Source organism: Streptomyces flavochromogenes, from assembly GCF_000717595.1.
In the GTDB taxonomy this organism is placed as follows: domain Bacteria; phylum Actinomycetota; class Actinomycetes; order Streptomycetales; family Streptomycetaceae; genus Streptomyces; species Streptomyces flavochromogenes.
This window is the reverse complement of sequence record NZ_JNZO01000003.1, coordinates 1-25169: the sequence shown is the minus strand read 5'-3', so window position 1 is coordinate 25169 and position 25169 is coordinate 1. Positions and strand designations below refer to the sequence as shown.

General features: G+C 71.8%; 23 protein-coding genes and 2 pseudogenes. 13 read left to right on the top strand and 12 right to left on the bottom strand.

Annotated features, from left to right (window positions below; translation table 11 throughout):
* Nucleotides 1-129: 129 nt before the first annotated feature.
* The 3 genes from IF00_RS0103915 (at nucleotide 130) to IF00_RS0103905 (ending at nucleotide 3596) form a co-directional block, all read left to right on the top strand.
* On the top strand, nucleotides 130-2304 hold the full coding sequence (locus IF00_RS0103915) for a PIG-L family deacetylase (protein WP_245234424.1): 2175 nt from the start codon (nucleotides 130-132) through the stop codon (nucleotides 2302-2304).
* Nucleotides 2305-2643: 339 nt separating this feature from the next.
* On the top strand, nucleotides 2644-3153 hold the full coding sequence (locus IF00_RS0103910) for a pyridoxamine 5'-phosphate oxidase family protein (protein WP_030314209.1): 510 nt from the start codon (nucleotides 2644-2646) through the stop codon (nucleotides 3151-3153).
* Nucleotides 3154-3164: 11 nt separating this feature from the next.
* A complete protein-coding gene (locus IF00_RS0103905; RefSeq protein WP_030314208.1) occupies nucleotides 3165-3596 on the top strand; it encodes a VOC family protein in 432 nt (143 codons plus the stop codon).
* On the opposite strand, the gene IF00_RS0103900 is transcribed toward IF00_RS0103905, so the two are convergent.
* The 3 genes from IF00_RS0103900 to IF00_RS0103890 all read right to left on the bottom strand — a co-directional run bounded on the left by IF00_RS0103900 (nucleotide 3523) and on the right by IF00_RS0103890 (nucleotide 5376).
* Nucleotides 3523-4212, bottom strand: coding sequence for a hypothetical protein (locus IF00_RS0103900; protein WP_051819813.1), 690 nt, complete (start codon nucleotides 4210-4212; stop codon nucleotides 3523-3525). The genes IF00_RS0103905 and IF00_RS0103900 overlap by 74 nt on opposite strands.
* A 34-nt stretch (nucleotides 4213-4246) precedes the next feature.
* Entirely contained in the window at nucleotides 4247-4741 is a 495-nt protein-coding gene (locus tag IF00_RS0103895) for a GNAT family N-acetyltransferase (protein WP_030314204.1), read from the bottom strand.
* 95 nt (nucleotides 4742-4836) lie between these two features.
* Complete coding sequence (locus tag IF00_RS0103890) at nucleotides 4837-5376, bottom strand: RICIN domain-containing protein (RefSeq protein WP_051819812.1); 540 nt, start codon at nucleotides 5374-5376, stop codon at nucleotides 4837-4839.
* A 273-nt stretch (nucleotides 5377-5649) separates the two neighbouring features.
* Here IF00_RS0103890 and IF00_RS0103885 point away from each other — a divergent pair, with 273 nt between their 5' ends.
* Both IF00_RS0103885 and IF00_RS40925 read left to right on the top strand, forming a co-directional pair.
* Nucleotides 5650-5955 carry a hypothetical protein gene (locus IF00_RS0103885; protein WP_030314200.1) on the top strand — a complete coding sequence of 102 codons (306 nt, stop codon included), beginning with the start codon at nucleotides 5650-5652 and terminating at the stop codon, nucleotides 5953-5955.
* An 82-nt stretch (nucleotides 5956-6037) separates the two neighbouring features.
* Nucleotides 6038-7188 (top strand): annotated as a pseudogene (locus tag IF00_RS40925) (tyrosine-type recombinase/integrase); the annotation flags it as partial.
* A 56-nt stretch (nucleotides 7189-7244) separates the two neighbouring features.
* Here IF00_RS40925 and IF00_RS46020 read toward each other — a convergent pair.
* Nucleotides 7245-7772, bottom strand: a complete 528-nt coding sequence (locus IF00_RS46020) for a hypothetical protein (RefSeq protein WP_167346842.1) — start codon at nucleotides 7770-7772, stop codon at nucleotides 7245-7247.
* A gap of 197 nt (nucleotides 7773-7969) precedes the next feature.
* On the bottom strand, nucleotides 7970-9331 hold the full coding sequence (locus IF00_RS0103875) for a glutamine synthetase family protein (protein WP_015033133.1): 1362 nt from the start codon (nucleotides 9329-9331) through the stop codon (nucleotides 7970-7972).
* A gap of 249 nt (nucleotides 9332-9580) precedes the next feature.
* Here IF00_RS0103875 and IF00_RS0103870 point away from each other — a divergent pair, with 249 nt between their 5' ends.
* From IF00_RS0103870 to IF00_RS0103855, 4 genes are all read left to right on the top strand, one after another.
* Nucleotides 9581-10003, top strand: coding sequence for a hypothetical protein (locus IF00_RS0103870; protein WP_030314196.1), 423 nt, complete (start codon nucleotides 9581-9583; stop codon nucleotides 10001-10003).
* Between the two features lie 75 nt (nucleotides 10004-10078).
* Nucleotides 10079-10726: a thioredoxin-like domain-containing protein gene (locus tag IF00_RS0103865; RefSeq protein WP_030314194.1), complete on the top strand. Its 648-nt coding sequence runs from the start codon at nucleotides 10079-10081 to the stop codon at nucleotides 10724-10726.
* A gap of 83 nt (nucleotides 10727-10809) precedes the next feature.
* A complete protein-coding gene (locus IF00_RS0103860; protein ID WP_030314192.1) occupies nucleotides 10810-11409 on the top strand; it encodes a DUF305 domain-containing protein in 600 nt (199 codons plus the stop codon).
* A 155-nt stretch (nucleotides 11410-11564) separates the two neighbouring features.
* A complete protein-coding gene (locus tag IF00_RS0103855) occupies nucleotides 11565-11984 on the top strand; it encodes a CBS domain-containing protein (protein ID WP_030314190.1) in 420 nt (139 codons plus the stop codon).
* On the opposite strand, the gene IF00_RS0103850 is transcribed toward IF00_RS0103855, so the two are convergent.
* Together IF00_RS0103850 and IF00_RS0103845 are read right to left on the bottom strand one after the other, a co-directional pair.
* The gene (locus tag IF00_RS0103850; RefSeq protein WP_030314184.1) at nucleotides 11969-12790 is read right to left on the bottom strand and encodes an alpha/beta fold hydrolase; all 822 of its coding nucleotides are present in this window, start codon (nucleotides 12788-12790) and stop codon (nucleotides 11969-11971) included. The genes IF00_RS0103855 and IF00_RS0103850 overlap by 16 nt on opposite strands.
* Nucleotides 12787-13536 (bottom strand): DUF998 domain-containing protein, encoded by a 750-nt coding sequence (locus tag IF00_RS0103845; protein WP_030314182.1) that lies wholly within the window; start codon nucleotides 13534-13536, stop codon nucleotides 12787-12789. The genes IF00_RS0103850 and IF00_RS0103845 overlap by 4 nt, the downstream gene beginning before the upstream one ends.
* 204 nt (nucleotides 13537-13740) lie before the next feature.
* Between IF00_RS0103845 and IF00_RS0103840 the strand changes: the two genes are divergently transcribed.
* The gene (locus IF00_RS0103840; RefSeq protein ID WP_030314180.1) at nucleotides 13741-15498 is read left to right on the top strand and encodes an NAD+ synthase; all 1758 of its coding nucleotides are present in this window, start codon (nucleotides 13741-13743) and stop codon (nucleotides 15496-15498) included.
* On the opposite strand, the gene IF00_RS0103835 is transcribed toward IF00_RS0103840, so the two are convergent.
* The 4 genes from IF00_RS0103835 to IF00_RS0103820 all read right to left on the bottom strand — a co-directional run bounded on the left by IF00_RS0103835 (nucleotide 15467) and on the right by IF00_RS0103820 (nucleotide 20575).
* On the bottom strand, nucleotides 15467-16717 hold the full coding sequence (locus IF00_RS0103835; RefSeq protein WP_030314179.1) for an MFS transporter: 1251 nt from the start codon (nucleotides 16715-16717) through the stop codon (nucleotides 15467-15469). The two genes, IF00_RS0103840 and IF00_RS0103835, sit on opposite strands and share 32 nt — an antisense overlap.
* Nucleotides 16718-16838: 121 nt before the next feature.
* Complete coding sequence (locus IF00_RS0103830; protein WP_030314178.1) at nucleotides 16839-17864, bottom strand: endonuclease/exonuclease/phosphatase family protein; 1026 nt, start codon at nucleotides 17862-17864, stop codon at nucleotides 16839-16841.
* A gap of 203 nt (nucleotides 17865-18067) precedes the next feature.
* Nucleotides 18068-18739 carry a TetR/AcrR family transcriptional regulator gene (locus IF00_RS0103825; RefSeq protein ID WP_078944532.1) on the bottom strand — a complete coding sequence of 224 codons (672 nt, stop codon included), beginning with the start codon at nucleotides 18737-18739 and terminating at the stop codon, nucleotides 18068-18070.
* A gap of 60 nt (nucleotides 18740-18799) precedes the next feature.
* Complete coding sequence (locus IF00_RS0103820) at nucleotides 18800-20575, bottom strand: MFS transporter (protein ID WP_030314176.1); 1776 nt, start codon at nucleotides 20573-20575, stop codon at nucleotides 18800-18802.
* Nucleotides 20576-20789: 214 nt separating this feature from the next.
* On the opposite strand from IF00_RS0103820, the gene panB reads away from it, so the two are divergent.
* From panB to IF00_RS0103805, 3 genes are all read left to right on the top strand, one after another.
* Nucleotides 20790-21653 (top strand): 3-methyl-2-oxobutanoate hydroxymethyltransferase, encoded by an 864-nt coding sequence (gene panB, locus IF00_RS0103815; RefSeq protein WP_030314175.1) that lies wholly within the window; start codon nucleotides 20790-20792, stop codon nucleotides 21651-21653.
* A 118-nt stretch (nucleotides 21654-21771) separates the two neighbouring features.
* On the top strand, nucleotides 21772-22764 hold the full coding sequence (locus tag IF00_RS0103810; protein WP_030314173.1) for an ATP-binding cassette domain-containing protein: 993 nt from the start codon (nucleotides 21772-21774) through the stop codon (nucleotides 22762-22764).
* The gene (locus IF00_RS0103805) at nucleotides 22761-23615 is read left to right on the top strand and encodes an ABC transporter permease (protein WP_030314171.1); all 855 of its coding nucleotides are present in this window, start codon (nucleotides 22761-22763) and stop codon (nucleotides 23613-23615) included. Before IF00_RS0103810 ends, IF00_RS0103805 begins: the two co-directional genes overlap by 4 nt.
* A gap of 15 nt (nucleotides 23616-23630) precedes the next feature.
* Here IF00_RS0103805 and IF00_RS0103800 read toward each other — a convergent pair.
* A pseudogene (locus IF00_RS0103800) lies at nucleotides 23631-25169 on the bottom strand (AfsR family transcriptional regulator); the annotation flags it as partial.

Below are 25169 nucleotides of genomic sequence, written 5' to 3'. Positions count from 1 at the left end.
CGCCTGCCCGAGCCCGATCAGGCGACCCCTGAAGCGACCCCCGTCCACCAGCGCGGGACCGACCCGCCTGCCCGACCTGCCGAAAGCGCGCCGCCGACCATGCCCATACGCCTCCGCCGCCGTCTCCCCATGTCCCGCCGCAGGGCCGTCTCCACCGCGGTCACGACCGCCCTGGTGGGTGGCGCCTTCGCCGGACTCCTGTCGGTGACCGGTACACCGGAGACGGCCGCGGCGCAGACGGCGGCACCGGAAGGAAAGGCGCCCACGACCCCGGCCGCGCCGCCTCGGGCGTCGGCCCCCTCGCCGGTCCCCATGGCCACCGGCCCGGAGTCCCAGGACCCGGCCTCGGACCCCGGGACGCCCGGCCGGACCCCGCGGCCCCCGGCGTCCGGGGCGCACTCCGCCACCTCGGTCATGCAGATCGTGGCGCACCCGGACGACGACCTGTTCTTCATGAACCCGGACATATCCCAGACCATCCGCTCCGGCACCCCGCTGGCCGCGGTGTATCTGACGGCCGGTGAGTCCGACGGCGTCAACGCCCGCCCCCGCGACGCCGCCTCCGCCAAGGCCGACAAGGCCGGCTACGCCGAGGCCCGGCAGAACGGCATCCGTGCCGCGTACTCCGAGATGGCGACCGGCAGCCGGACCAGCCCCTGGGACCGGGTGGCGATCCCCACGGCCGGCGGCGGCCTGGCCGAGCTGGACACCCTGCGCGCCGACCCGAAGGTCAGGCTGGTGTGGCTGCAGATACGCGAGGCGGGGTCGACCAACCAGTACCGCCCGCACAGCCTGAACGGCCTCTGGCACGGACGGATCGGCACGCTGGAGTCGCAGCGCTCCTCCGGTACCCCGGTCGCCGCCGACTTCAGGTACACGAAGGACGAGGTCGTGGCGACGATCGCCGGGCTGCTCGACCGGTTCCGGCCGACCTTCGTCCGGATGCAGGACCCGAGCCCCGGCATCGACCCGAAGACCGGGAAGATCGGCGACCACCAGGACCACCTGTACGGGGCGCGGTTCGCCCAGGCCGCGCTCGCCCGGTACGCGGAGCTGCCCGGGCATCAGCGCATCGGCGTGCAGAACTACCTCGGCTACCCCACCAGCGTCCTGCCGCACACCCTCGACCCCGAGACGGCGGGCGACAAGCTGAAGACCCTGAAGACCTACGCCTGGCTGGACGGCGTCAACGACTGCGGGACGCCCGCCGGCTGCGGCGACCTGAAGGTCGCCGCGAGGCCCGCCGGACGCGGCTGGACCGCTACCGTGCGGTACGCCCGGGGCACCTCCACCTCCTGGGTGCAGCGGGACCGGGACGGCGTGCTGCACGCCTTCTCCGTCCTCGACGGACAGCTCGCGGCCTGGCGGAAGCCGGCCGACGGCGGCGCGTGGAGCGGCCCGACGCTGCTGCCCGGCGGCGGCATGGACACCGGGGTCACGTCGGTGTCGCTGCCCGACGGCCGGATCGCGGTCTACGGCACCCGGACGCTCCTCGACGGCGGCCCGGCCGGCTACCGCCGCGAGGTCGTGAGCACCGAGCAGACGGCGCCCGGCGGCGCCTTCGGCCCGTGGCGCTCGCTCGGGACCCCCGAGCGGAACGACGCGGCCGGCACCTCGGACATCAGCGCGCCCGCCGTGACCGTGGGCGCCGACGGCCGCGCGACCCTGGTCCTGCGCGACAGCCTGCGCCGTCTGAACGCCCGTGAGCAGGGCGCGGACGGCGGCTGGGGGCCGTGGCGGGTGCTCGGCGGCGCGGACGTGGTCGGCGACCCGGTCGCGGCGACGGACGCCAAGGGCCGGGCCTACGTCTTCGCGAGCACCCCGAAGACCGTCCTGTTCTGGGCGCAGCACGTGTCCGGCGGTCCGCTCACGGGTCCGGCGCTGACCGCGCTCCCGCCGACGACCCTGGCGCTGAGCGCGAGCCCCGCGCCGAACGGCGACGGCGTACGGCTCTGGTTCCGCAAGCCGGCCTCCGGCGATCTGCGCAGCGCCGACTTCTCGGGCGTCGGCCCGGTCTCCCGGGTCACGGAGCTGCCCGGCGGCGTGGCGGGCTTCGGCCCGGTGAGCGGCGGCGACGGGCTCCTCGCGGTCCGGTCCCGGACCGGCTTCCTCGCGACGGCGCCGCGCGGCAGGACGGGGGCGGCGGGACCGGCGTGGAAGCTGGAGAAGTTCCTGTTCGCGGGGGCGCCGGACGCGGGGACGGACGGGGTGGCGGCGATCGGCCTGGACGGCGGTCTGCACTGGACGCCGGCGCCGGCGGGGCCGGGCGTGCCGAACGGACGGGGAGTCGCGGCGGCCGAATGAGCCGCGGTGGACGACGACCGTGGCGGACGACGGCCGTGGCCGACGGCGACCGTGGCGGACGTGATCCGTGGCGGGCGACGAGCCGTGGCCGGCCGTGATCCGTGGCCGGCGACGAGCCGTGCCTGGCCGTGATCCCTGCCCGGCCGTGATCCCTGCCCGGCCGTGATCCGTGGCCGGCCGTGATCCCTGCCCGGCCGTGATCCGTGGCCAGCCTGATCCGTGGCCGGCCTGATCCGTGGCCGGCCTGATCCGTGGCGGGCCGATGAGTTTCGCCCGCCGGTCCGGTCGTTACCTGTGCACCACGCGCACGCGACGGAGCAGGCGACGAAGGGAACGGCGATGAACCCGCAGACCCCGCAGACGGTCCTCGATCCCCGGTACAGCGACGACAAGGCGGGCCCGGTCCCCTGGTCCGCGGCCGAGGCGCGGCTCGCGGCGGCCGAGGTCTTCTGGCTGACGACCGTTCGCCCCGACGGCCGGCCGCACGTGACCCCGCTGATCGCCGTCTGGTCGGAGGGAGCGCTCCACTTCTGCACCGGCCCGGACGAGCGCAAGGCCCGCAACCTGGAGGCCAACACCTCGGTGGTCCTGACGACGGGCACGCCCGCGCTCGACGAGGGCTTCGACCTCGTGGTCGAGGGCGAGGCGGCACGGGTGACGGACGAGGACCGGCTGGCGGCGCTCGCCGGGGCGTGGGTGGAGAAGTACGGCGAGGACTGGCGTTTCGAGGTGCGCGACGGGGCGTTCCGGGGGGACGGTGGTACGGCCCTGGTGTTCGCGGTCGCGCCTCGCACGGCCTTCGGCTTCGCCAAGGGCGACCCCTTCGGACAGACCCGCTGGCGTTTCTGAGGAGAGCCCCCGTGAACTGGACACTGGAAGTCGTCCCGGTCCCCGTCACCGACATGGACCGGGCGAAGGAGTTCTACGCCGAGAAGTGCGGCTTCGCCGTCGACCTGGACGACGAGATGGCGCCGGGCATCCGCATGGTCCAGCTGACGCCGCCGGGCTCGCGCTGTTCGCTCGCGCTGCTGAACGGGTTCCCGCCGATGCCGGGCACGAAGGAGATGGCCCCGGGCACCCTCCAGGGCCTCCAGTTCTGTGTGACGGACATCGAGGCGGCCCGGGCGGAGTTCGTGGGGCGCGGGGTGGAGGTCTCGGCGATCCGGCACGTGGGCGAGAAGGGCTGGGAGGCCGGCAAGGGCGGCACGTGGAACGCCTTCATGACCTTCGAGGACCCGGACGGCAACGGCTGGACGGTCCAGGAGGCGCCGTCGGAGCTCTCGGAACGCTGAAGGCGGCCACGTCCTCCGCCGTCCAGTGGCCCGCCGCGCCGGGCCGGGAGGCGAGATAGCCGGCCACCTCGGCGGGCCGCCACGCCCCGGCCTCGTGGAGCCCTGCCGCGAGGTGCCGCAGATAGGCGGCGGAGGGCGGGCGGAGCCCGTCCGCCGCCGGCATCGGCCAGGGCGCGGTGAGGGTGAGCACGGGGACGCCGTCGATGCGCCCCGGGCAGACGAGGGTCTCGTACCGTCCGGGGCCGAGTGCGCAGCGGCCGGTGGCGAGGACCTCGGCCAGATCGAGGTCGGCGACGGGCTCCCGGTACATCTCCTGTGCGGCGATGTCGGAGAACTGCCCGGCGGTCAGCAGATGCGCGACGCCCCATGCGGTGCCGTCCGCATCCGGGTCGTAGAAGGCCCGGCCCCCGGTCCACACGGCCGACTCGGTCGCGAAGTACACCTGCCCGTCCAGCTCGACGGCCACGGACCGGTCGGGGCCCCGCGGGTCCCGGCAGCCGGGATACTCGCGCGCACTTCCGTCCGGGCGGCCTCCGGCGAGATAGCAACCGAGGCGCTCGGCATGCATGTTGGAGCCGTAGGCGGCGTACCAGACGCGGGGGTGGGGTTCCGGCATGGAACCCGACGCTAGCGCGGACGGACCGTGCTACCTAGAACCCCAGATAGAAGTGCCGGAGCTGCTCGTCCTCCGCCACGCACGGCATCCCGGCGGCCTCCATCACCCGATGGGACGCCGGATTGCCCAGGTCGGCGTCGCCCTTCACGCCGGAGACACCGGCCCGCCGGGCGATCTCGATGAGCGCCCGGAGCGCCTCGGTCGCGTACCTGTTGCCGCGCGCGGCCGGCACGAGCCCGTATCCCACGGTGACGACCCCGATCTCGTCGGGCGGTCCGTGGAACCCGATCCCCCCGACGGTGACGCCGCTCTCCGCGAGCCGTATCGCGTACACCCGGAACACTCCCGGATCGCCGCGCTCGGCGACTCCCCGCAGAAACCCGTTGGCCGAGCGGACGTCCCCGTCGCCGGGGTACCCCTCGCCCCACGCGTCCCCGGGCGCGGCCTCCCGGGCGACGACGCGCTCGGCCTCGGCCACGGTCAACGGATGGAGCAGGAGCCGCTCGGTGGCGACGGATTCGATCTTCACCGGGGCAGTCTGAACGGACCCACCGCCCCGGGCAACGGATTTAACCGCGGGTGGGCGGACGGGCGCCGGGCGGGTGCCCGGCGCCCCCCAGGGGACTACCAGGCGACGGACCTGATGTCGAACGTCTGGTTGGCACCGGTGTGGCACGACCACAGCCGCGCCGGGGCGCCCGCCTGCGTGCTCCAGTCGGCTATCTCCAGGCACTTGTTCCAGACGTACGCGTTGTCCATGGAGAGGCCGTACTGGCCGCGGAAGACCTGGTTGAGGCCCCAGTGGCAGTCCCACTGGTTGGCGGTCGCGCCGTTGTTGCGCCCCCAGCCGCCGATCTCCAGGCACTTACCGCTGTTGGCGTTCACGTAGTAGTAGGCGCCGTAGTCGCTGTCCTGGGAGTAGCGGTGCCATCTCTGGTTGTCGCCACCGGTACAGGGCCACTGCCGAACGGCCGCGCCGTTCGCCTTGCTCCAGTCCGCCACCTCAAGACACTGGCCGGAGTGCTCCGCGCGGATCTCGACGGTGCCCAGGTAGGTGATGGACACGGCCTGGGCCGGAGCGGCCGAGACGCCGAAGACGAGACCGAGGGAGGCTGCAAGAACAAGCAGGCCCTGCCGGGCCCGGGTGAACGCGGTGAACTTCATGGTCCTCTGCAATCAATAAGGAATTATCCGGCGAGTGGCCGTAAAGCGACGTTCATGATCGCACAGCTTTTCGACCAACTGGACTTCCCCGCAGTCGACTTGGGTCAACACACGAGGCGCGACCCGCCGACTCGGCGGAACCGATTCCTCCACATGAAACGACTCAGGGCCGCGCCCGTCCCGCCCTCCGGCCCGGGTTCCCGAGGAGTGCTCAAGTCGCCGACGAGGGCGCCGCCTCTCGCTACCGTTTCCCACGGGGCAACAGAGGGGACCATGGAGAGCAGGCCGATCGACCCCGAACGCCTGGCTGCACGGTTCGCGAGGTTGGCGATCGGGGCAGCCCTGGACGAAGGCGACCCGGATGGGTGGCCGGACGGACGGCGCATCATCGGTCGCGCCGTGACGCGAAGCGTCGGCCCGAACGCGTGCACAGAAATCACGCGGTTCCTCGAAGCTGCTCGGAACCGTGAACTGGGCCGACAGGTCGGAGATCCTCAACGAGCGCTCGCTGACATGTTCCTGGACTTCCTGCATCAGGCGTGGGTCGCCGAGCAGAGCGACCTCGACGCCGCCACCTGACCCGCCTCCCTCACTGGCCCGTGCTGCCCCCGTCGGGGCGGCACGGGCCTTTCTCGAACACCGAAAGGAACTACAGCCACACATGACCGGCCACGTCCAGGACCGCTGGTACAAGACCGAGACCGACGCCGACGGCAAGGAGCGCCGGGTCAGGACCGACCGCTACGGCATCGGCATGCTTTACCGGGCCCGCTACATCGGCCCCGACGGCACCGAGAAGTCCAAGAGCTTCCCCGACAAGAAGAAGCGGCTCGCGGAGAAGTGGCCCTCCACCACCGAGGCCGACATGTCCCGAGGGCAGTACATCGACCCCACCGCCGGGCGGATCACGTTCCGGCAGTACGGCGAGAAGTGGCTCGCCTCCCAGACCACGGAGCCGACGACACGTACGACGGTGGGCGTCCATCTGCGCTGCATGCGTTCCCGTACCTCGGCACTCGGCCGATCGATTCGTTCCGGCCCGAACACATCCGGGGGTGGCTCGCGGAGCTGGAGAAGGCCCTGCCCGTCTCCTCGTACCGCCGGGTCATCTTCGCCAGCGTCTCCGCGGTGCTCGCCGCGGCCGTGGACGACGAGCTGCTCGCCAAGAACCCGTGCAAGTCCCGCTCGGTCCGGGCGCCGGCGCCAGCCGAGCCTCGGGTGAGGCCGTGGACGTCGGACCGAGTGTTCGCCGTTCGCTCCGTGGTCCCGAAGCGCTACCAGGCGATGGTCGATATCGGCGGCGGCTGCGGTCTCCGCCAGGGCGAGATCTTCGGCCTGGCCGAGGAACACGTCAGGTTCGACACCGGGTGGCTCCACGTCGCGAATCAGGTGAAGGTCGTCAACGGGCATCTCGTCTTCGGCCCGCCGAAACGCGGAAAGGAACGGGACGTCCCCCTCCTCCGCCAAATCGCCCGCGTTCTCCGCGAGCACTCCGAGGAATTCCCGCCGGTCGATGTTTCCCTGCCTTGGTTGAAGCCCGACGGCCCGCTCGTCACCAAGCGGCTGTTCTTCTCTCTGACGGGCGGCGGGGCCGTCCGACGGACCGACTTCAACACCCGCGTGTGGAAGCTCGCCCTCGTCCAGGCCGGCGTCATTCCGGAGCCTAAGGAGGGTGAGCGCCACCAGGCGGCTCGTGAGCACGGGATGCACGCGCTGCGGCACTTCTACGCGTCCGTGCTCCTCGACGCCGGCGAGAACATCAAGGCCCTCAGCTCGTACCTCGGTCACGCCGGCGATTTCACGACTTGCCGGTCCCCCCAGGTACGAAGGACGCGACGAGATCTTGCGAGCTGGTTGAGCGACGGGGCTTACACCCCCTGCGCATCAAGGGCGTCCCTGGCCTTCTCTGTGAACTTACGCAAGAGGCCACCAAGCTCAGTCAGCGCTGCGTGGACGCGCCCCGCTTCGAAGAGTGCCGGTTGGTCGAATCGGCCGGCGGCCGCGACGTAGAAGTCGATGTCCTCGATGGCACGCCCGATGCCTTCCATGACCTCTCGCGACAGAGCTGCCACGTCGGCGGGCCCCTCCACTGCCACAACCGAGGATGCGGCTCGCACAGCAGGAAATTTCTCGCTGACGCGTTCCAGGGCCAATGAAGCGTCGTCGCGGCTGTAGTCGCCCTCCATGAGTGCCATGAGACTGTCAGCAGCATCTCTGTAGGCCGCGACAGCAGCAATGAACGTGCTGTACGCCTCGCGCCGCCCCTGCCGACGCCAATGCTGGTGTTGAGTGCGCCCCTGGGTTCGCCCCGCCAGCCATGTGGATCCCAGAACCCCTCCCGCTCCGAGCGCACCACCGATGCCAGCGCCCCACAGAGCAGCGATCCCAGCGTCCATGGACAACATCGTGGGGACCGCGCTGCTGAAAGCTGTGGAGGTGGCGCGTACCCGTGCCAAGAACGACACATACGGGGGTAGCTTCCACGTGGGACGACCCACAGACGGCCCAAGGTTCGTCGAGACGACTCCGGGCCGGCGGCTGACAGCCGCCGGCCCGGGTTTCCTTTGGGGTTGGCAGTCGCTCTGACCTGCCCTTACAGCACCGGCAGGTTCTTCCGCAGCTCGAAGGCGGTGACCTCGCTCCGGTACTCCTCCCACTCCTGCTTCTTGTTGCGGAGGAAGAAGTCGAAGACGTGCTCGCCCAGGGTCTCCGCCACCAGTTCGCTCTTCTCCATCAGGGCGATCGCCTCTCCCAGGTTCTGCGGGAGCGGTTCGATGCCCATCGCCCGGCGTTCCGCGTCCGAGAGGGCCCAGACGTCGTCGTCGGCGCCGGCCGGGAGTTCGTAGCCCTCCTCGATGCCCTTGAGGCCTGCGGCGAGGAGGACCGCGTACGTCAGGTAGGGGTTCGCGCCCGAGTCGATGGATCGGACCTCGACGCGGGAGGAGCCCGTCTTGCCCGGCTTGTACATGGGGACGCGGATCAGGGCCGAGCGGTTGTTGTGGCCCCAGCAGATGTACGAGGGGGCCTCGCCGCCCGAGCCCGCCGTGCGGGACGAGCCGCCCCAGATGCGCTTGTAGGAGTTGACCCACTGGTTCGTCACGGCGGAGATCTCCCCCGCGTGCTTCAGCAGGCCCGCGATGAACGAGCGGCCGACCTTGGACAGTTGGTACTCGGCGCCCGACTCGTAGAACGCGTTCCGGTCGCCCTCGAAGAGCGACAGGTGGGTGTGCATGCCCGAGCCCGGGTAGTCCGAGAACGGCTTCGGCATGAACGTGGCCTGCACGCCCTGCTCCAGCGCCACCTGCTTCATCACCAGACGGAAGGTCATGATGTTGTCCGCCGTGGAGAGGGCGTCCGCGTAGCGGAGGTCGATCTCCTGCTGGCCCGGGGCTCCCTCGTGGTGGCTGAACTCCACCGAGATGCCCATCGATTCGAGCATCGTGATCGCCTGGCGGCGGAAGTCCATGCCCACGTTCTGCGGGGTGTGGTCGAAGTACCCCGAGTTGTCCGCCGGGGTGGGGCGCGTGCCGTCGAGCGGCTTGTCCTTGAGGAGGAAGAACTCGATCTCGGGGTGGGTGTAGAAGGTGAAGCCCAGGTCCGAGGTCTTGGCCAGCGCCCGCTTCAGGACGTACCGCGGGTCCGCGAAGGACGGCGAGCCGTCGGGCATCAGGATGTCGCAGAACATCCGCGCCGTCCCCGGCGCCTCGGCCCGCCACGGCAGGATCTGGAACGTCCCCGGGTCCGGCTTGGCGATCATGTCCGACTCGTACACGCGGGCGAAGCCCTCGATCGCGGAGCCGTCGAAACCGATGCCCTCGTCGAAGGCCTGCTCGAGCTCGGCGGGCGCCACGGCCACCGACTTGAGGAAGCCCAGCACGTCGGTGAACCACAGACGTACGAAGCGGATGTCGCGCTCCTCGAGCGTACGGAGCACAAATTCCTGCTGCTTGTCCATTTCCACACCCATCCTCGCTGGTCAGGCCGCCTGCTCCCACCGCCTCAGAGCACATCGGGGGGCACCTGAGCATCCCACCACATGGTTTCGCGCACGTTGCACACCCATAGTGCCTGCTCGGGTGTGACTCAGGTAACGCGGGAAGGGCGGCGTCCGGGTCTCCGTTCGTCCCTCGGCCGCCCACCCGTCGGTACCGAGTGGTACCCCGTTCGGCCCACAGAGCCCCCGCGCCCACTACGATCTGCGCCCATGGGGGCCACACGGCTCGTACGCCCGTCCCAGCACGCGCGTCCCATGGCACTGGTGAGTGCCGTGGCGACGCTCCTCGCCGCGCTCTTCTTCTGTCTGGGCGCCGGCCCCGGTCCCGAGAACCATCACGCGGGCACCGGACCGAAGGCCGCGAACGGGCCCGCGGCCACCGGCGGCACGACCGTCACCCAGGCGGCCACCGGCACCGTCGTCGAGTACATCTGCCCGTACGACCGCGGTGGCTGCTCCCTCTTCCCCTCGCTCTCCCCCGCGGTGCTCAGCGCGCCCCCGCTCGATCCGCCGCTGCACGCGGCCGACGGGCTCCCGCGCTTCGAGCCTCCGTCCGGTGACGGCGCCGCGCGCCGTTCCGGCGTCCGGCCGCGCGCGCCGGATCTGCACGTCCTTCAAGTTCTCCGGACGTAACGGCGCCGGGCGTCCCCGCCCCGCTACGTCCACCCCCGAACTCCACCCCCATCCCTGAAGAAGGACGACACCACCATGGCCGCCAAGAGCTCCGCCAACGCCGACCGCCGCGCCCGAATAGAGGAGATGCGCCGCGCCGAGCAGGCCCGTGAGCGCCGCAACCGCCTCGTCACGATCGGCATCTCGGGCGTCGTCGTCCTCGGCCTCGTCGGCTTCGGCACCTTCGTGCTGATGAAGAAGTCCGACGAGCAGGACAAGAAGGACGCGGCCGCGAAGGCCCCCATCACCGCCGAGAAGTCCTGGGACGCCGCGAAGCTCGGCCGGAACCACGTCGAGACGGCCGTGAAGTACGAGATGAAGCCGCCGGTCGGCGGTGACCACCACCCGGTCTGGATGAACTGCGACGGCGTCGTCTACAAGAAGGCCATCGCCGAGGTGAACGCCGTGCACTCCCTCGAGCACGGCGCCGTCTGGGTGACGTACAACAAGAAGGCCGCTGCCGACGACGTGAAGAAGCTGGAGGACAAGGTCGGCAAGACCAAGTACACGCTGATGAGCCCCGTGGACGACCAGGCCGACGCCATCATGCTGTCCGCCTGGGGCAAGCAGGTCACCGTGGACAACGCGAGCGACCCCCGCATCGACGCCTTCTTCACCAAGTACGTCCAGGGCCCGCAGACCCCCGAGCCGGGCGCCGCTTGCACCGGCGGGCTCGACCAGTGAGCCGGCTCGGCGAGGACGACGTCGACAGCGACGCCGTACCGACGCCCCCGGCCCGGCGGCCGAACCGGACGCAGTGGGCGGCGATCACTGCCGTGGCGCTGGCCCTGCTGTTCGCCGGGGGCGCCGTCACCGTCGCCTCGGCTGAGCGCGAGGAGGCGCCGCGTACGCCGTCCTCGCTCTCCGCGGACGCCGGCTTCGCCCGGGACATGGCCGTCCACCACCAGCAGGCCGTCGAGATGTCGTTCATCGTCCGGGACCGCACCCAGGACGAGGAGGTGCGCCGTCTGGCGTACGACATCGCCAACACCCAGGCCAACCAGCGGGGCATGATGCTCGGCTGGCTCGACCTGTGGGGGCTTCCCAAGATCGAGTCCGGCGTCGAGCCGATGACCTGGATGGGCATGGGCGGCTCCGGCGACACCGGGCCGCTCGACGGGGCGCTCATGCCGGGCATGGCGACCAACGCCCAGCTGGACGAGTTGCGCGAGGCGAGCGGCCGCGAGGCCGAGATCCTGTACCTGAAGCTCATGACCGAGCACCACAGGGGCGGGGTCCACATGGCCGAGGGCTGTGTCCAGAAGTGCTCGGTGGAGATCGAGCGCGGTCTCGCGCAGGGCATGGTCGACGCCCAGAAGTCCGAGATGCTGCTGATGGCGGACATGCTCAGGAAGCGTGGCGCCTGACGACCCGGGTCGGTGACCCGTCGGCCCCCGTGACCCGCCGCGGTCGCGGGGGCCGTGTCGTACGCCGACAAGTCGCGGCGGTCGGTCCGCGCGCCGACAATGGGTGGGGCTCGGGGACGTACGTGTGAGCACGTCGGACGAAAGGTACGCACCCCATGACCACGGCGAAGGACATCATGCACCCCGGGGCCCAGTGGATCCCGGCTCACGAGACGCTCGACCGCGCCGCGCAGATGATGCGCAACCTGAACGTCGGCGCGCTGCCCATCGCCGACGAGAACGAACGGCTCTGCGGCATCATCACGGACCGCGACATCGTGGTCGGCTGTGTGGCCATGGGCCACGACCCCTCGAAGATCACCTGTGGCGAGATGTCCAAGGGCACCCCCCGCTGGGTCGAGTCGGGCGCGGACGTGGGCGCGGTCCTGGAGGAGATGCAGGGCCACCAGATCCGTCGGCTGCCCGTCATCGAGGAGAAGCGGCTCGTCGGCATGATCAGCGAGGCCGATCTGGCCCAGCATCTGTCGGACGAGCAGCTCAAGGCGTTCTGCGAGAGCGTCTACGCACCTTCCTGACCGGATCGCAGGATCACGGTCGCGACCGCTTCCGGGCGGTCCTTCATGACCAGATGGCCCGACGGCTCGGCCGCGTCGTAGCGGGCGCCGAGCCGTCGGGCCAGCGCGCGTTGGCGTCGTTCCCAGCGGGCCGAACCGTCGGGGGCGGCGAGGACGGTGACGGGGAGGTCCGGCGGGAGCGGGTGCGTGGTGCGCAGGGCGAGGAGTCCGGCCGCGACGGCGCCGTAGTGGGCGTTCTCCCAGAGGGTGCCGCGCAGGACGCGTGAGGTGCGGTAGACGCGGTGGACGAGGGCGGCGGGGGCCGGGTCGTGGCGTACGGCCGCACGGCGCACCGCGGGGCCGAGGGCGGCCGGGACTCCGGCGGCGGACAGGGCGGCGCCCAGGACATCCGCGAACAACCCCGGGGAGGCGCTCACCCGGGGGTGCTCCTCCACCGACGAGTCCACGAGCACGAGCGCGGCGGTCCGGTCCGGGTGGAGCCGGGCGAAGGCCTCGGCGTGGAACCCGGCGATCGAGTGCCCGACGACGGTGGCGGGGCCGGGGAGCCCCAGCGCGTCGAGGAGAGCGGCGATCCGGTTCGCCTCGCCGGCGGCGGTGGGCGGGCCGGCGGCGGGCTGGGAGAGGCCGTGTCCGGGGCGGTCGAAGCGGACGACCGTACGGTACGGGGCGAGGAGCGGGAGGACCGGGTCCCAGTCGAACCAGCTCATTCCGAGTCCCGCGCTCAGCACGCAGACGGGTCCCGAGCCCTCGACGACGACGTGGTGGGCGACGCCGTCGACCCGTACGAAGGCCGGCCGTCCGGTCATCGCTCCTCCTTCGCGGTGGGGCGGGACGTCGCGAGGGAGTACGCCAGGACCGCGAGCCACACCGCCACCAGGAGCACCTGGAGCCGCTGACCGGCACCGAGCGCCCAGGTGCCCGTCCCCGCCTCGAAGGCGGCGACGGCGGCGAGGGTCCAGACGGTGGCGGCGAGCTCCAGGGCGACGACGACCGGGCCCGTTCGGGCGAGGGGCCGCCGGCGGCCGTACCGGCGGGCGGCCACGGTCAGCGCGACGAGGGCGACGAGGGCGCCGGTCATGGCGAGACCGGAGCTGAAGGCATGGGCCGTATGGGTGGCGGGCACGAGCCCGGCGGTCTCGCGCGCGGCGCACTCGGAGTCGGCGGTCGCGGCGCAGCTGAGCGGGAGGCGGGAGTCGGCGACGGTGGCGGCGCCGAAGAGGGCGAGCGCGCCCCAGCCGACGAGCGCCCAGGGGTCGCGGATCCGAGGGGTCCGGCCGGTCTCCGGCGTCCCCGCGTGACCGGGCCTCCTCGCCTCCGGGCGCCTCGTCCCCGCCCACCCCAGCACCGCTCCCGCCAGGACCAGCACACCCGAGACCAGGTCGGTCGCCCGGAAGAAGGTGCCGAACGGCTGGTCCGACGCCGCCAGTTCCGAGACGTACGTCCGGACCGGGTCGAGCCCCGTGCGGAGGGGGACCTCGAGGACCCATGCGGTGTACGCGAGCGCGCCGAGGGCCAGCAGGACGGCCGAGGCTCGCGTCACGTTTCCGGGCATAGTGGGTCTGACGCTACGGCGTGCCGGAGGGTTGCCGGTGGCCGGGGTGGACCGGGCCCGGTTCTGCCCGGTCGTCAGTGAGGGTCTCGGGAGCCATGGGAGCCATGATCGATCGGGTGCGGCGGGATCGCATGCCGGCCGGGAGGAACGGGTCACGCCCCGTTTCCCAGGACATCGCGTCGGTTTGACGATTACACTGGCCGGGTGCCTCAACTACGCCTCGCCCTGAATCAGATCGACTCGACCGTCGGAGACATCGCCGGGAACGCCGAGGCGATCGTGCACTGGACCCGGCACGCCGCCGGACAGGGCGCGCATCTCGTCGCGTTTCCCGAGATGGCGCTGACCGGATACCCCGTCGAGGACCTCGCACTGCGTTCCTCGTTCGTCGAGGCGTCTCGGGCGGCCCTGCGCGGTCTCGCCCGCCGGCTCGCGGACGAGGGCTTCGGGGAGGTGCCGGTCGTCGTCGGCTATCTGGACCGCTCCGAGCGAGCGGAGCCGAAGCTCGGCCGTCCGGCCGGTTCGCCGGAGAACGCCGCCGCCGTGCTGCACCGGGGCGAGGTGGTACTGCGCTTCGCCAAGCACCACCTGCCGAACTACGGCGTCTTCGACGAGTACCGCTACTTCGTCCAGGGCGACACCCTGCCGGTCGTCCGGGTCCACGGGGTCGACGTGGCCCTGGCGATCTGTGAGGACCTGTGGCAGGAGGGGGGCAGGGTCCCGGCGGCGCGTCACGCGGGGGCGGGGCTGCTGCTGTCGGTCAACGCCTCGCCGTACGAGCGGGACAAGGACGACACGCGCCTCGAACTGGTCCGCAGGCGGGCCCGGGAGGCCGGGTGCGTGACCGCGTACCTGGCGAGCACGGGCGGCCAGGACGAGCTGGTCTTCGACGGCGACTCGATCGTGGTGGGCGCGCACGGCGAAGTGATCGCGCGGGCGCCGCAGTTCGTCGAGGGCAGCGTGATCCTGGACCTGGAGCTGCCGGCGGCCGAGTCCGAGGCGCCGGAGGGCCTGGTGAACGACGGGCTGACGATCGACCGCGTGGTGCTCTCGGAGGAGCCGCTGCCGGCGTACGAGCCGGAGCTGACGGGCGGTTACGCGCACCGGCTGGACGACGACGAGGAGGTGTACTCGGCGCTGGTCATCGGGGTCCGGGCGTATGTCGCGAAGAACGGTTTCCGCTCGGTGCTCGTCGGCCTCTCCGGGGGCATCGACTCGGCGCTCGTCGCCGCCATCGCCTGCGACGCGCTCGGCTCGGACAACGTGTACGGGGTGTCGATGCCCTCGAAGTACTCCTCCGACCACTCGCGCGGCGACGCCGCCGAGCTGGCCCGCCGCACCGGGCTCCACTACCGCACCGTGTCGATCGAGCCGATGTTCGACGCGTACATGGGCTCGCTCGGCCTCACCGGCCTCGCCGAGGAGAACCTCCAGTCGCGGCTGCGGGGCACGACGCTGATGGCGCTCTCCAACCAGGAGGGCCACATCGTCCTCGCGCCGGGGAACAAGTCCGAGCTGGCGGTGGGCTATTCGACGCTGTACGGCGACTCCGTCGGTGCGTTCGGGCCCATCAAGGACGTCTACAAGTCGACCGTGTTCCGGCTGGCGCGCTGGCGCAACCGGGCGGCCGAGGAGCGCGGCCAGACCCCGCCGATCCCGGAGAGCTCGATCAGCAAGCCGCCGAGCGCGGAGCTGCGCCCGGGGCAGGTCGACACGGACTCGCTGCCGGACTACGACACCCTGGACGCGATCCTCGCCCTGTACGTGGACCAGGACCGGGGCCGGGACGAGATCGTGGCCGCCGGGTTCGACGAGGAACTGGTGACGCGGACGCTGCGGATGGTGGACACGGCGGAGTACAAGCGGCGCCAGTACCCGCCGGGCACCAAGATCTCGGCGAAGGGCTTCGGCAAGGACCGGCGCCTGCCGATCACGAACCACTGGCGGGAGACGACGAACTGACCCGGTTCCCGGCAGCGGGGGGACCTTCGGCGAGGGGGCTTTGCGCGACGACGCGTGAGGCCCCCTCCCCCGTGCCCCGGTCGCGGTCGAGGAGGCCCGCCACCGCCGCGATCGCCAGGCCCACCACCGTGAGGCCCGCGCCGACCAGGGCCGGTGACGTCCAGCCCCAGCCTGCGGCGACGGCGGCGCCGCCGGCCCAGGCGCCTCCGGCGTTGGCGAGGTTGAAGGCGGAGTGGTTGGAGGCGGAGGCGAGCGTCGGGGCGTCCTTGGCCTTGTTCATGACCAGCATCTGGAGCGGGGTGGTGGTCATGAAGCCGACTGCGCCGAGCACCACGACCGTCACCAGGGCCAGCCAGGGCACATGGATCGTGAAGCGGAAGGCGACCAGGGCGAGGACGAGGGCGGCGAGCGAGCCGTACAGCGTCGGGCGGAGCGCCCGGTCGGTCAGCGGGCCGGCGGCGAGCGCCCCGCCGGTCATGCCGAGGCCGAAGAGGGCGAGGACGACGGTGACGGTGGAGTCGCCGAAGCCCATCACCTCGGTGGTCATCGAGGCGAGGTAGGAGTAGACGGCGAAGACGCCCGCGAAGCCGAAGACGGCGGTGAGCAGCCCGAGCAGCACCTGCGGGCGGCCGAGCGCCCGTACCTCGCGGCCCAGGCTCTGCCGCTCGTCCACGGGGACGTGCGGTACGAGGCGGGCGAGCGCGGCCATGGCGAGCAGCCCGATGGCGGAGACGACGAGGAAGGTGGCGCGCCAGCCGAGGTGCTGCCCGAGGAGGGTCGCGGCGGGTACACCGAGGATGTTGGCGACGGTCAGGCCGAGGAACATCGTGGCCACCGCCCGCGCCTGGCGGCCCTCGCGCACGAGCCGGGCGGCGACGACCGCGCCGAGCCCGAAGAACGCGCCGTGCGGGAGCCCGGCGAGCACCCGGCCGGCGATCAGCCAGCCGAAGCCGGGGGCGAGCGCGGAGGCCAGGTTGCCGACCGTGAAGAGGGCCATGAGCAGGAGCAGCATCCGCTTGCGCGGGACGCGGGAGCCGAGGGCGGTGAGCAGCGGGGCGCCGACGACGACGCCGATCGCGTACGCCGAGACGAGGTACCCGGCGGTGGGGACGGAGGTGCCGAGGTCGTCGGCGACCTGCGGGAGCAGGCCCATCATCACGAATTCGGTGGTGCCGATGCCGAAGGCGGAGACGGCGAGCGCGAGCAGCGCCAGGGGCATGGGAAGGGCCTTTCCGGAAGATAGTTCTTCAACGGAACAAAGGCTCTCAGATGTTTTCTTCCCGGCGGCTTCCGGGGAGTGAAGAGGAGATTTCGACCGTGTGCTATGCGGCGCCGCCTCGTCAGAACTTCACGCGCGCCGCGACCGGGAGATGGTCGCTCCTGGTCTCCGGGAGGGCCCAGGACGACATCGGCTCGACGCCCTTGACCAGGATCTGGTCGATACGGGCCATCGGGAACGAGGCGGGCCAGCTGAAGCCGAAGCCGTCGCCCGCCGCGCCCTGGGTGGAGCGGAGCTGCGAGGTGATGCCGTTGAGCGCGCGGTCGTTCATGGTGCCGTTGAGGTCGCCGAGGAGGACGATCCGCTCGTGGCGGTCGTCGGAGATGGCCTCGCCGAGGGCGTTCGCGCTGGCGTCGCGCTGGTTGGCGGTGAAGCCGGCGTTCAGCTTGACCCGGACGGACGGCAGGTGGGCGACGTACACGGCGACCTCGCCCTTGGGCGTCACGACATCGGCGCGCATCGCGCGGGTCCAGCCCATCCGGATGTCGACGGGCTGCGGGTCGCGCAGGGGCAGCTTGCTCCAGAGTCCGACCGTGCCCTGGACGGAGTGGTACGGGTAGGCCTTCGCCAGGCCCTTCTCGTACGCCGGGACCATGTCGCCCTTCAGTTCCTCCAGGGCGAGGACGTCGGCGCCGGACGCGGCGAGCTGCTCGGCGGTGCCCGCGGGGTCCGGGTTGTCGGCGTTCACGTTGTGGGTCGCGACGGTCAGGTCGCCGCCGGCCGCGGACTTGTCGGCGACGAGCCCGCCGAAGAGGTTCAGCCACACCACGGCCGGCAGCACGAGGGCGATCAGCGCGGTCGCGGAGCGGCGCAGCAGGGCGAGGACGAGGAGGAGGGGGACGAAGAGGCCGAGCCAGGGCAGGAAGGTCTCGGTGAGGCTGCCGAGGTTGCCGATCCGGTTGGGGATGTCGGCGTGCAGGACCATCAGCAGGGTGAGGGCCACCGCGAAGAGCGCGAGCAGGATGCCGCGGCGCCAGATCCCGGGGTCGCGGCGCAGTCCGCCGAGGGCGGTCCGGAAGCGGGAGGAGGTCGGGGGCTCGTTCCCCGTGCCGCCCTGCTCGGTCTCCGTCATGTCCACCCGCGCCATCGCCCGTCCTCACTGCCTTGCTGCCGTGCTGTCTTGCCGTCTTGCTCCGTGACCCGACGTCGACACTAGGGGATGACGGGGTCGTCGTACGTCCGGTGGGACGACAGCTACGGCGTGGCGGGTTCCTGCAGGTGGCGCCCTCGGGCGGGCTGTGACAGAACGCGCACATTTGGCCGGATCGGGCCCTGACGTGCGGGCAGCGGTCAGTCCCGGGGCCGGAGGCCCTCCATCACGGTGTCGACGACGCGCTCGGCGAGTCCGGGTTCCAGGGAGGCGCCGGGGCGGATGACGGTGCGCAGGAGCAGCGGTCCCGTGAGGAGGTCGGTGACGAACTCGATGTCGAGGTCGTCGCGGATCTCCCCCTGTTCCATCCCGCGCCGCACGGTGTCCAGGCTGAGGCGGCGGCGCGGTTCGATGACGGTGTGGTGGTAGACCTCCCACAGCCGGGGATACAGCTGCATCTGCGCGAACACGTTGTGGAGCAGGCTGGAGGTCCGCTTGGCTACGCCGCGTTCGCGCAGCGACTCCAGGAGGACGACGAGGTCGCCCCGGACCGAGGTGCCGGAGAGCACCGGGTCCGGGGGTTCCACCGAGCGGAGCAGGTCGACGAAGAGCTCCTCCTTGCCGGTCCAGCGTCGGTAGATGGTGGCCTTGCCGACCCCGGCGGTGCGGGCGATCCGCTCGATGGACAGCTCGGCGAGGGGGACGCCCTCGTCAAGGAGCCCGACGACCGCGTCGAAGACGGCCTGCTCGACACCCTCGCTCCGGGGCCGGCCCCGCCGGGCGCCGGGCGTGGCCCCGGTGGCGGCGCCGGCCACGGCCCCGCCGTCGTGGGTTTCCGGGGTTCCGGGGGTCCCGCCGTCCTGCCGCGACACGTGCGCTCCACCTCTCGTTCGGGCCCTCGGACGCCGGCGGCGCCTTCGGCGCCGGGTGTCCTACCGTCGGGCCGATTCTCCCGCCTCGGACGCCTGACCCGGCACCGAGCCCCGCCGGGTGTCATCGCCCTGGCCGGTCGCGGGCGCCGCGGCACCCGGACCCGCCTCGCCCGGACCCGCCTCGCCCGGTCCCGCGGCACCCGGACCCGCCTCGGCCGGACCCGCCGCACCCGGTCCCGGGGCCCCCGGTCCCGGGGCGCCCGCGGTGCCCGTCGGCGTACGGCCCGGAAGGAAGACCGCGACCACCACCGCGCCGATCAGGCCGATCACCGCCGAGGCGAGCGCCGTGACGTGCATGGCGTCCAGGAAGGCGTCGTACGCCGGGGCCACCAGGTCCCGGCCGGCCGGGCCGAGCTTCTCCGCGACCGCGAGCGTCGCCTCGACGGACTCGCCCGCCGTGGCGCGCAGGGCCTCGGGGACCCCGCCAAGGTGCCCCTCGATCTCGCCGCGGTACGTGGAGGAGAGCAGCGAGCCGAGGACGGCGACGCCGAGCGCACCGCCGACCTGGCGGAAGGTGTTGTTGATCGCCGAGCCCGATCCCGCCTTCTCACGCGGCAGCGCCTGCATGATCGCGACCGTGACGGGCGGCATGATGTGCGCCATTCCCGCGCCCTGGACGAAGAAGACGACCTCCATGACCCAGACCGGGGTCGAGGCGTCGAAGAAGGCGAAGGCCGCGAGGCCGAGGGCGACGAGCAGCATGCCGGCGGTGCAGACGGCCTTGGCGCCGAAGCGTTCGACGACGAGCCGCGCGCGGGGCGCGAACACCATCTGCGCGACGGCCAGCGGCAGGATGAGCAGCCCGGACTGCAGGGCGCTGTAGCCGCGGACGCTCTGCAGGTAGAAGGCGGAGAAGAAGGTCACGCCCATGAGTGCGAAGAAGACGAGCGCGATCGCGGCGACGGCCGCCGAGAACGCGGGCCTCTTGAAGTACGTCATGTCGATCGCCGGGTGGTCGCTGCGCCGCTCGTGGAGGACGAAGAGGACCAGGACGGCGAGACCGCCGAGGACCGGGGCGAGGACGGTGACGTCGGTGAAGTCGGCCAGTTCGCCGCCGCGGATGATTCCGTAGACGAGGAGGACGAGTCCGACGACGGAGAGCAGCACGCCGGGGATGTCGATCCGGCCGGGCCTGGGGTCGCGGGAGTCGGGGACCAGCCACATCATCAGGGCGAGGGCGAGCAGCACGACCGGCACGTTGATGAGGAAGATCGATCCCCACCAGAAGTGTTCGAGCAGGATGCCGCCGGTGATGGGGCCGATCGCGATGGCGAGGCCGACGCTGCCGGCCCAGATGCCGATGGCCTTGGGCTGTTCGTCGCGCTCGAAGACGTTCATGAGGACGGCGAGCGTCGCGGGCATGACGAAGGCGGCGCCGAGGCCCATGACGGCCCGGAAGGCGATGAGCTCGCCCGGGGAGCCGGAGAGCGCGGCGAGGGCGGAGCCGATGCCGAAGACGGTGATGCCGAAGAGCAGCACCTTCTTGCGGCCGAGGCGGTCGCCGAGCAGGCCGGAGGTGAAGAGGAGGCCGGCGAAGACGAGCGTGTAGGAGTTGATCGCCCACTCCAGCTCGCTCTGGGTGGCGCCGATGCCGGTGGGCGCGGGCGCGGCGATCGTCTTGACGGCGACGTTCAGGATCGAGTTGTCGAGGACGACGATCAGCAGGCTGAGCATCAGGACGCCGAGGACGGCCCAGCGGCGCCGGTGGACGGCCTCGGGGATCCGGGGCCCTGGGGGCACGGCGGATGCTGCGGATGCGGAGGACGGCTGTGACATGCCCACCACCCTAGAGGCATTTCGATACGAGACCGTCTCGTATCGAAATTCCTGACCGAGCCTTTACGTTGCGGGCGCTGAACGACCGCCCGGCGCGCCGGTGTGAACAGCGCCACTCCGGCCCACTTCCCCGCCCGCCCCGCCAAGTGCCACCATGGATGTGGTCCGGGGACGCCGTCAGGGCGCCTCGAGATGACACAAGGAGCCGTGCACCATGACGCTTCAGGCTGCCCAGAAACCGCCCGCCGACAGCAGCAAGGCGCTGTACGGCGGCAAGGGCACGCGCCGCATCACCGTCCACGACATCGCCGCCGCCAAGACCCGCGGCGAGAAGTGGCCCATGCTCACCGCCTACGACGCGATGACCGCGTCCGTCTTCGACGAGGCCGGCATCCCGGTGATCCTCGTCGGGGACTCCATGGGCAACTGTCACCTCGGCTACGACACCACCGTGCCCGTCACGATGGACGAGATGACGCTGCTCTCCGCCGCCGTCGTCCGGGGCACGAAGCGCGCCCTCGTCGTCGGCGACCTCCCCTTCGGTTCGTACCAGGAAGGGCCGGTCCAGGCCCTGCGCAACGCCACCCGGCTGGTCAAGGACGCGGGCGTCGGTGCGATCAAGCTGGAGGGCGGCGAGCGCTCGCTGCCCCAGACCGAGCTGCTCGTCCAGGCCGGCATCCCCGTGATGTCCCACCTGGGCCTCACCCCGCAGTCCGTGAACACCATGGGCTACCGGGTGCAGGGCCGCTCCGACGAGGCCGCGCACAAGCTCCTCCGCGACGCGAAGGCGGCGCAGGACGCGGGCGCGTTCGCGGTCGTCCTGGAGCTCGTACCGGCCGAGCTGGCCGCCGAGGTCACCCGCTCGCTGCACATCCCGACCATCGGGATCGGCGCGGGCGCCGGCACCGACGCCCAGGTGCTCGTCTGGACCGACATGGCAGGTCTGACGGGCGGCAAGGTCCCGCGCTTCACCAAGCAGTACGCCAACCTCCGCGAGACGCTCGGCGACGCCGCGCGCGCCTTCGCCGAGGACGTCAGCGGCGGGGCGTTCCCCGCCGAGGAGCACACCTTCCACTAGTCGCGACAGGCCCTCAGAGCCACTGCGGCACCACCCGACAGCCCGCCGACATCCCCCATCGGCGGGCTGTCGGTCGTCTGTCGGAGGATTGTCGGTGGCGCCTGGTCTAGTGGGGGCCATGACGCGATCACACACCAACGCCGTCGAGGTCCGGGGCCTCGTGAAGCACTTCGGCGACACCAAGGCCCTCGACGGGGTCGACCTGGACGTACGGGAGGGCACCGTCCTCGGCGTGCTCGGCCCGAACGGCGCCGGGAAGACCACCCTCGTCCGCTGCCTCTCCACCCTCCTCGTCCCGGATGCCGGGACCGCCACCGTCGCCGGGTACGACGTGGTGAGGCACCCCCGCCAGCTGCGCCGCACCATCGGGCTCACCGGTCAGTACGCCTCGGTCGACGAGAAGCTGTCCGGCTGGGAGAACCTGTACATGATCGGGCGGCTGCTCGACCTCTCCCGCGCCGACGCCCGCCGCCGGGCCGACGAGATGCTGGAGCGCTTCTCCCTCACCGACGCCGCCAAGCGGCCCGCCATGAACTACTCGGGCGGCATGCGGCGGCGGCTCGACCTCGCCGCCTCGATGATCGGCCAGCCGGCCGTCCTCTACCTGGACGAGCCGACCACCGGTCTCGACCCCCGCACCCGCAACGAGGTGTGGGACGAGGTCCAGCGGATGGTCTCCGAGGGCGTCACCGTCCTCCTCACCACCCAGTACATGGAGGAGGCGGAGCAGCTCGCGAACGAGCTGACCGTCATCGACAAGGGCAAGGTCATCGCCCAGGGCGGCGTCGACGAGCTCAAGGCCAAGGTCGGCGGCCGGACCCTGAAGGTCCGCCCGGTGGACCCGGGCCGGCTGCCCGCGATGGCCGCCGCGCTCCGCGAGACCGGCCTCGACGGGGTCGCCGGGTCGACCGTCGTGGCCGACGAGGGCGCGCTGTACGTGCCGATCCTCACCGACCAGCAGCTGACCGCCGTCGTGTCCCTGCTCGGCGCCCGCGGCTTCGGCATCGCGCACATCGGCACCCACCTGCCCAGCCTGGACGAGGTGTTCCTGGCCATCACCGGCCAGAAGACCACCGTTTCCGACGAGATCAACGAGGAGGTCGCCGCATGAGCACGACCACGGTCACCAAGTCCCCCGTCGGAGCCCCGAGTCCGGCGGCCGCGCGCCTCGCGCCCGTCGCCGAGGGCCGGATCGGGCTCCGCGCCAACCTGCGGCACATCGGCGCCCTCGCCCGTCGCAACGCGCTCCAGATCAAGCAGGACCCGGAGTCGATGTTCGACGCCGTCCTGATGCCGATCATCTTCATCCTGCTCTTCGTGTACGTCTTCGGCGGCGCGATCTCCGGCAAGGGCAACAACGACGTCTACGTGAACTACGTGACGCCCGGCCTGATGGCGATGATGGGCATGAACATCGCGATGGCCGTGGGTGTCGGCATCAACGACGACTTCAAGAAGGGGGTCATGGACCGGTTCCGGACGATGCCGATCGCCCGGTCCTCCGTCCTGATCGCGAAGATCGTCGTCGAGGTCGGCCGGATGCTGATCGCCACCGCGATCCTGCTCGGCATGGGGTTCCTGCTCGGGCTGGAGATCCACACCTCGGTGCTGCACCTCTTCGCCGCCATCGGTCTCTCGATGGTCTTCGGGGCGTCCCTGATGTGGATCTTCATCCTGCTCGGTCTCACCCTGAAGACCGCCCAGGCCGTCCAGGGCATGGCGATGCTGGTCCTGATGCCGCTGCAGTTCGGCTCCTCGATCTTCGCCCCGACGGCCTCGATGCCGGGCTGGCTGGAGACCTTCACCGACTACAACCCGCTGTCCAACCTCGCCGACGCCGCCCGCAACCTGATCAACGGCGGCCCGGTCGCCCACTCGGTGTGGATGACCCTCGGCTGGGCCCTCGTGATCACGGTCGTCACGGCGCCCCTGGCGGTGACCAAGTTCCGCAAGAAGACCTGAGTCCACCACGGGGGTTCAGGACTCGGCGCGCTCACTGATCGCGTCGGCGGCGCGACCGAGCAGGGCGGCGGCCTCCTCCAGGGAGAGGCCGCCGCCTTCCGCGTGCGCCGCATCGAACGCGTCGTCGCCGAGCACGGACCGGGTCAGCTCCGTCGCCCGCCGCAGGTTGTCCACTTCGAGCGACAGCGACAGGTGACCCGCCGGCAACAGGGCCTCCGCCGCCCCGAGCAGCACCCCGCCCGTCCGCGCCACGGGCCCGCCGAGACCCGCGAGGGCCCAGGCCGCGACGGCCAGGTGCACCGAGGGCATCTGCGGTGCCACCATCAGCGAGAGATCGCTCAGGGAGCGCTCGTACGCCTCCTTGACCAGGGCGAACCCGGATGCGTACCGCTCCTCGACGACATCGAGCCAACCCAGGCTGCCGATGGCGAAGCCCTCGAAGAGCGAGAGCGTCTCGGAGCTGAACTCCTTCCGCAGCTCGTTCAGCTGCTCCCGGGCCTCGTCGAAGCGCCCGCTGCGGCCGAGTGCGAGGCCGAGGAACAGCCGGGCGCCGAGCAGCGGTTCGTGCCCCAGGCTGGTGCCCCCCTCGACGATCTCGCGGAGGATCGCCTCGCCCTCCTCCATCCGCCCGGTCTCGACCAGGACACTGGCGTACCGGGCCCGCAGCAGGGCCATCTGCGACTGGGCGCCGATGCGTTCCGCGTAGCCGATGGCCGCGACGTAGTCCGCGGCGGCGCCGTCGAACTCGAGCCGGCGCTCACGGGACTCCGCGCGGGAGGACAGCGCCTCGGCCGCTCCCCAGGCGTCGCCGAGCCGTTCGAAGATCTCCAGGCTCTCGTCGGCGTCCGCGCTCGCGCTGCGGGCCATGTCGGACCGGTTGGCGGACATGTTGGCGCGCATCTGGAGCGCGTTGCCGAGTTCCCAGGTGTAGCCGTGGCGACGGCAGGCGTCGACGGTCGCGTCGAGGAGCTCGCGCAGCCGGCCCGCCTCGCCGATGATGAGGACCGCGAAGACGGCGAAGGAGCCGGGCAGCCGGCAGGTCTGCGGCAGGCCCGGCGTGTAGACGCCGGTCATCTCGCGGAGCCGGTGCACGCCCTCCGGGCGGGTCCACCGCCCGGTGTCGTGGTCCATGTTGAGGAGTTCGACGAGTCGCACCCCGCGCCGGGCCTCCCAGCGCTGTTCCTCGGAGAGCGGCGGCGGCGTGGCCGTGCACGGCTCGTGCAGGGGGACGACGGGGGCGGCGGGCGGGGTGAACGGGTCGGGTCCGAGGGCTGCGGCCGCCCGCGCCCAGTGCAGGGCGTCGGTCCGCAGGTCGCGCATCTGCCAGTACCAGAGCAGGGAGTGGACGAGGACGAGGGCCTCGTCCTCGTCGTGGGCGTCGACGGCCCGGCGCAGGGCGGTCCGGATGTTGCCGTACTCGCGCCCGAAGCGGGCGATGGCGGCCACCTGCCCGGAGCCGCGGAGTTCGGGGTCGGTGGTGCGGGCGAGTTCCCGGTAGTACGTCAGATGGCGCCGCTCGGTCGCGGCCCGCTCCCCGGACTCCTCCAGACGCTC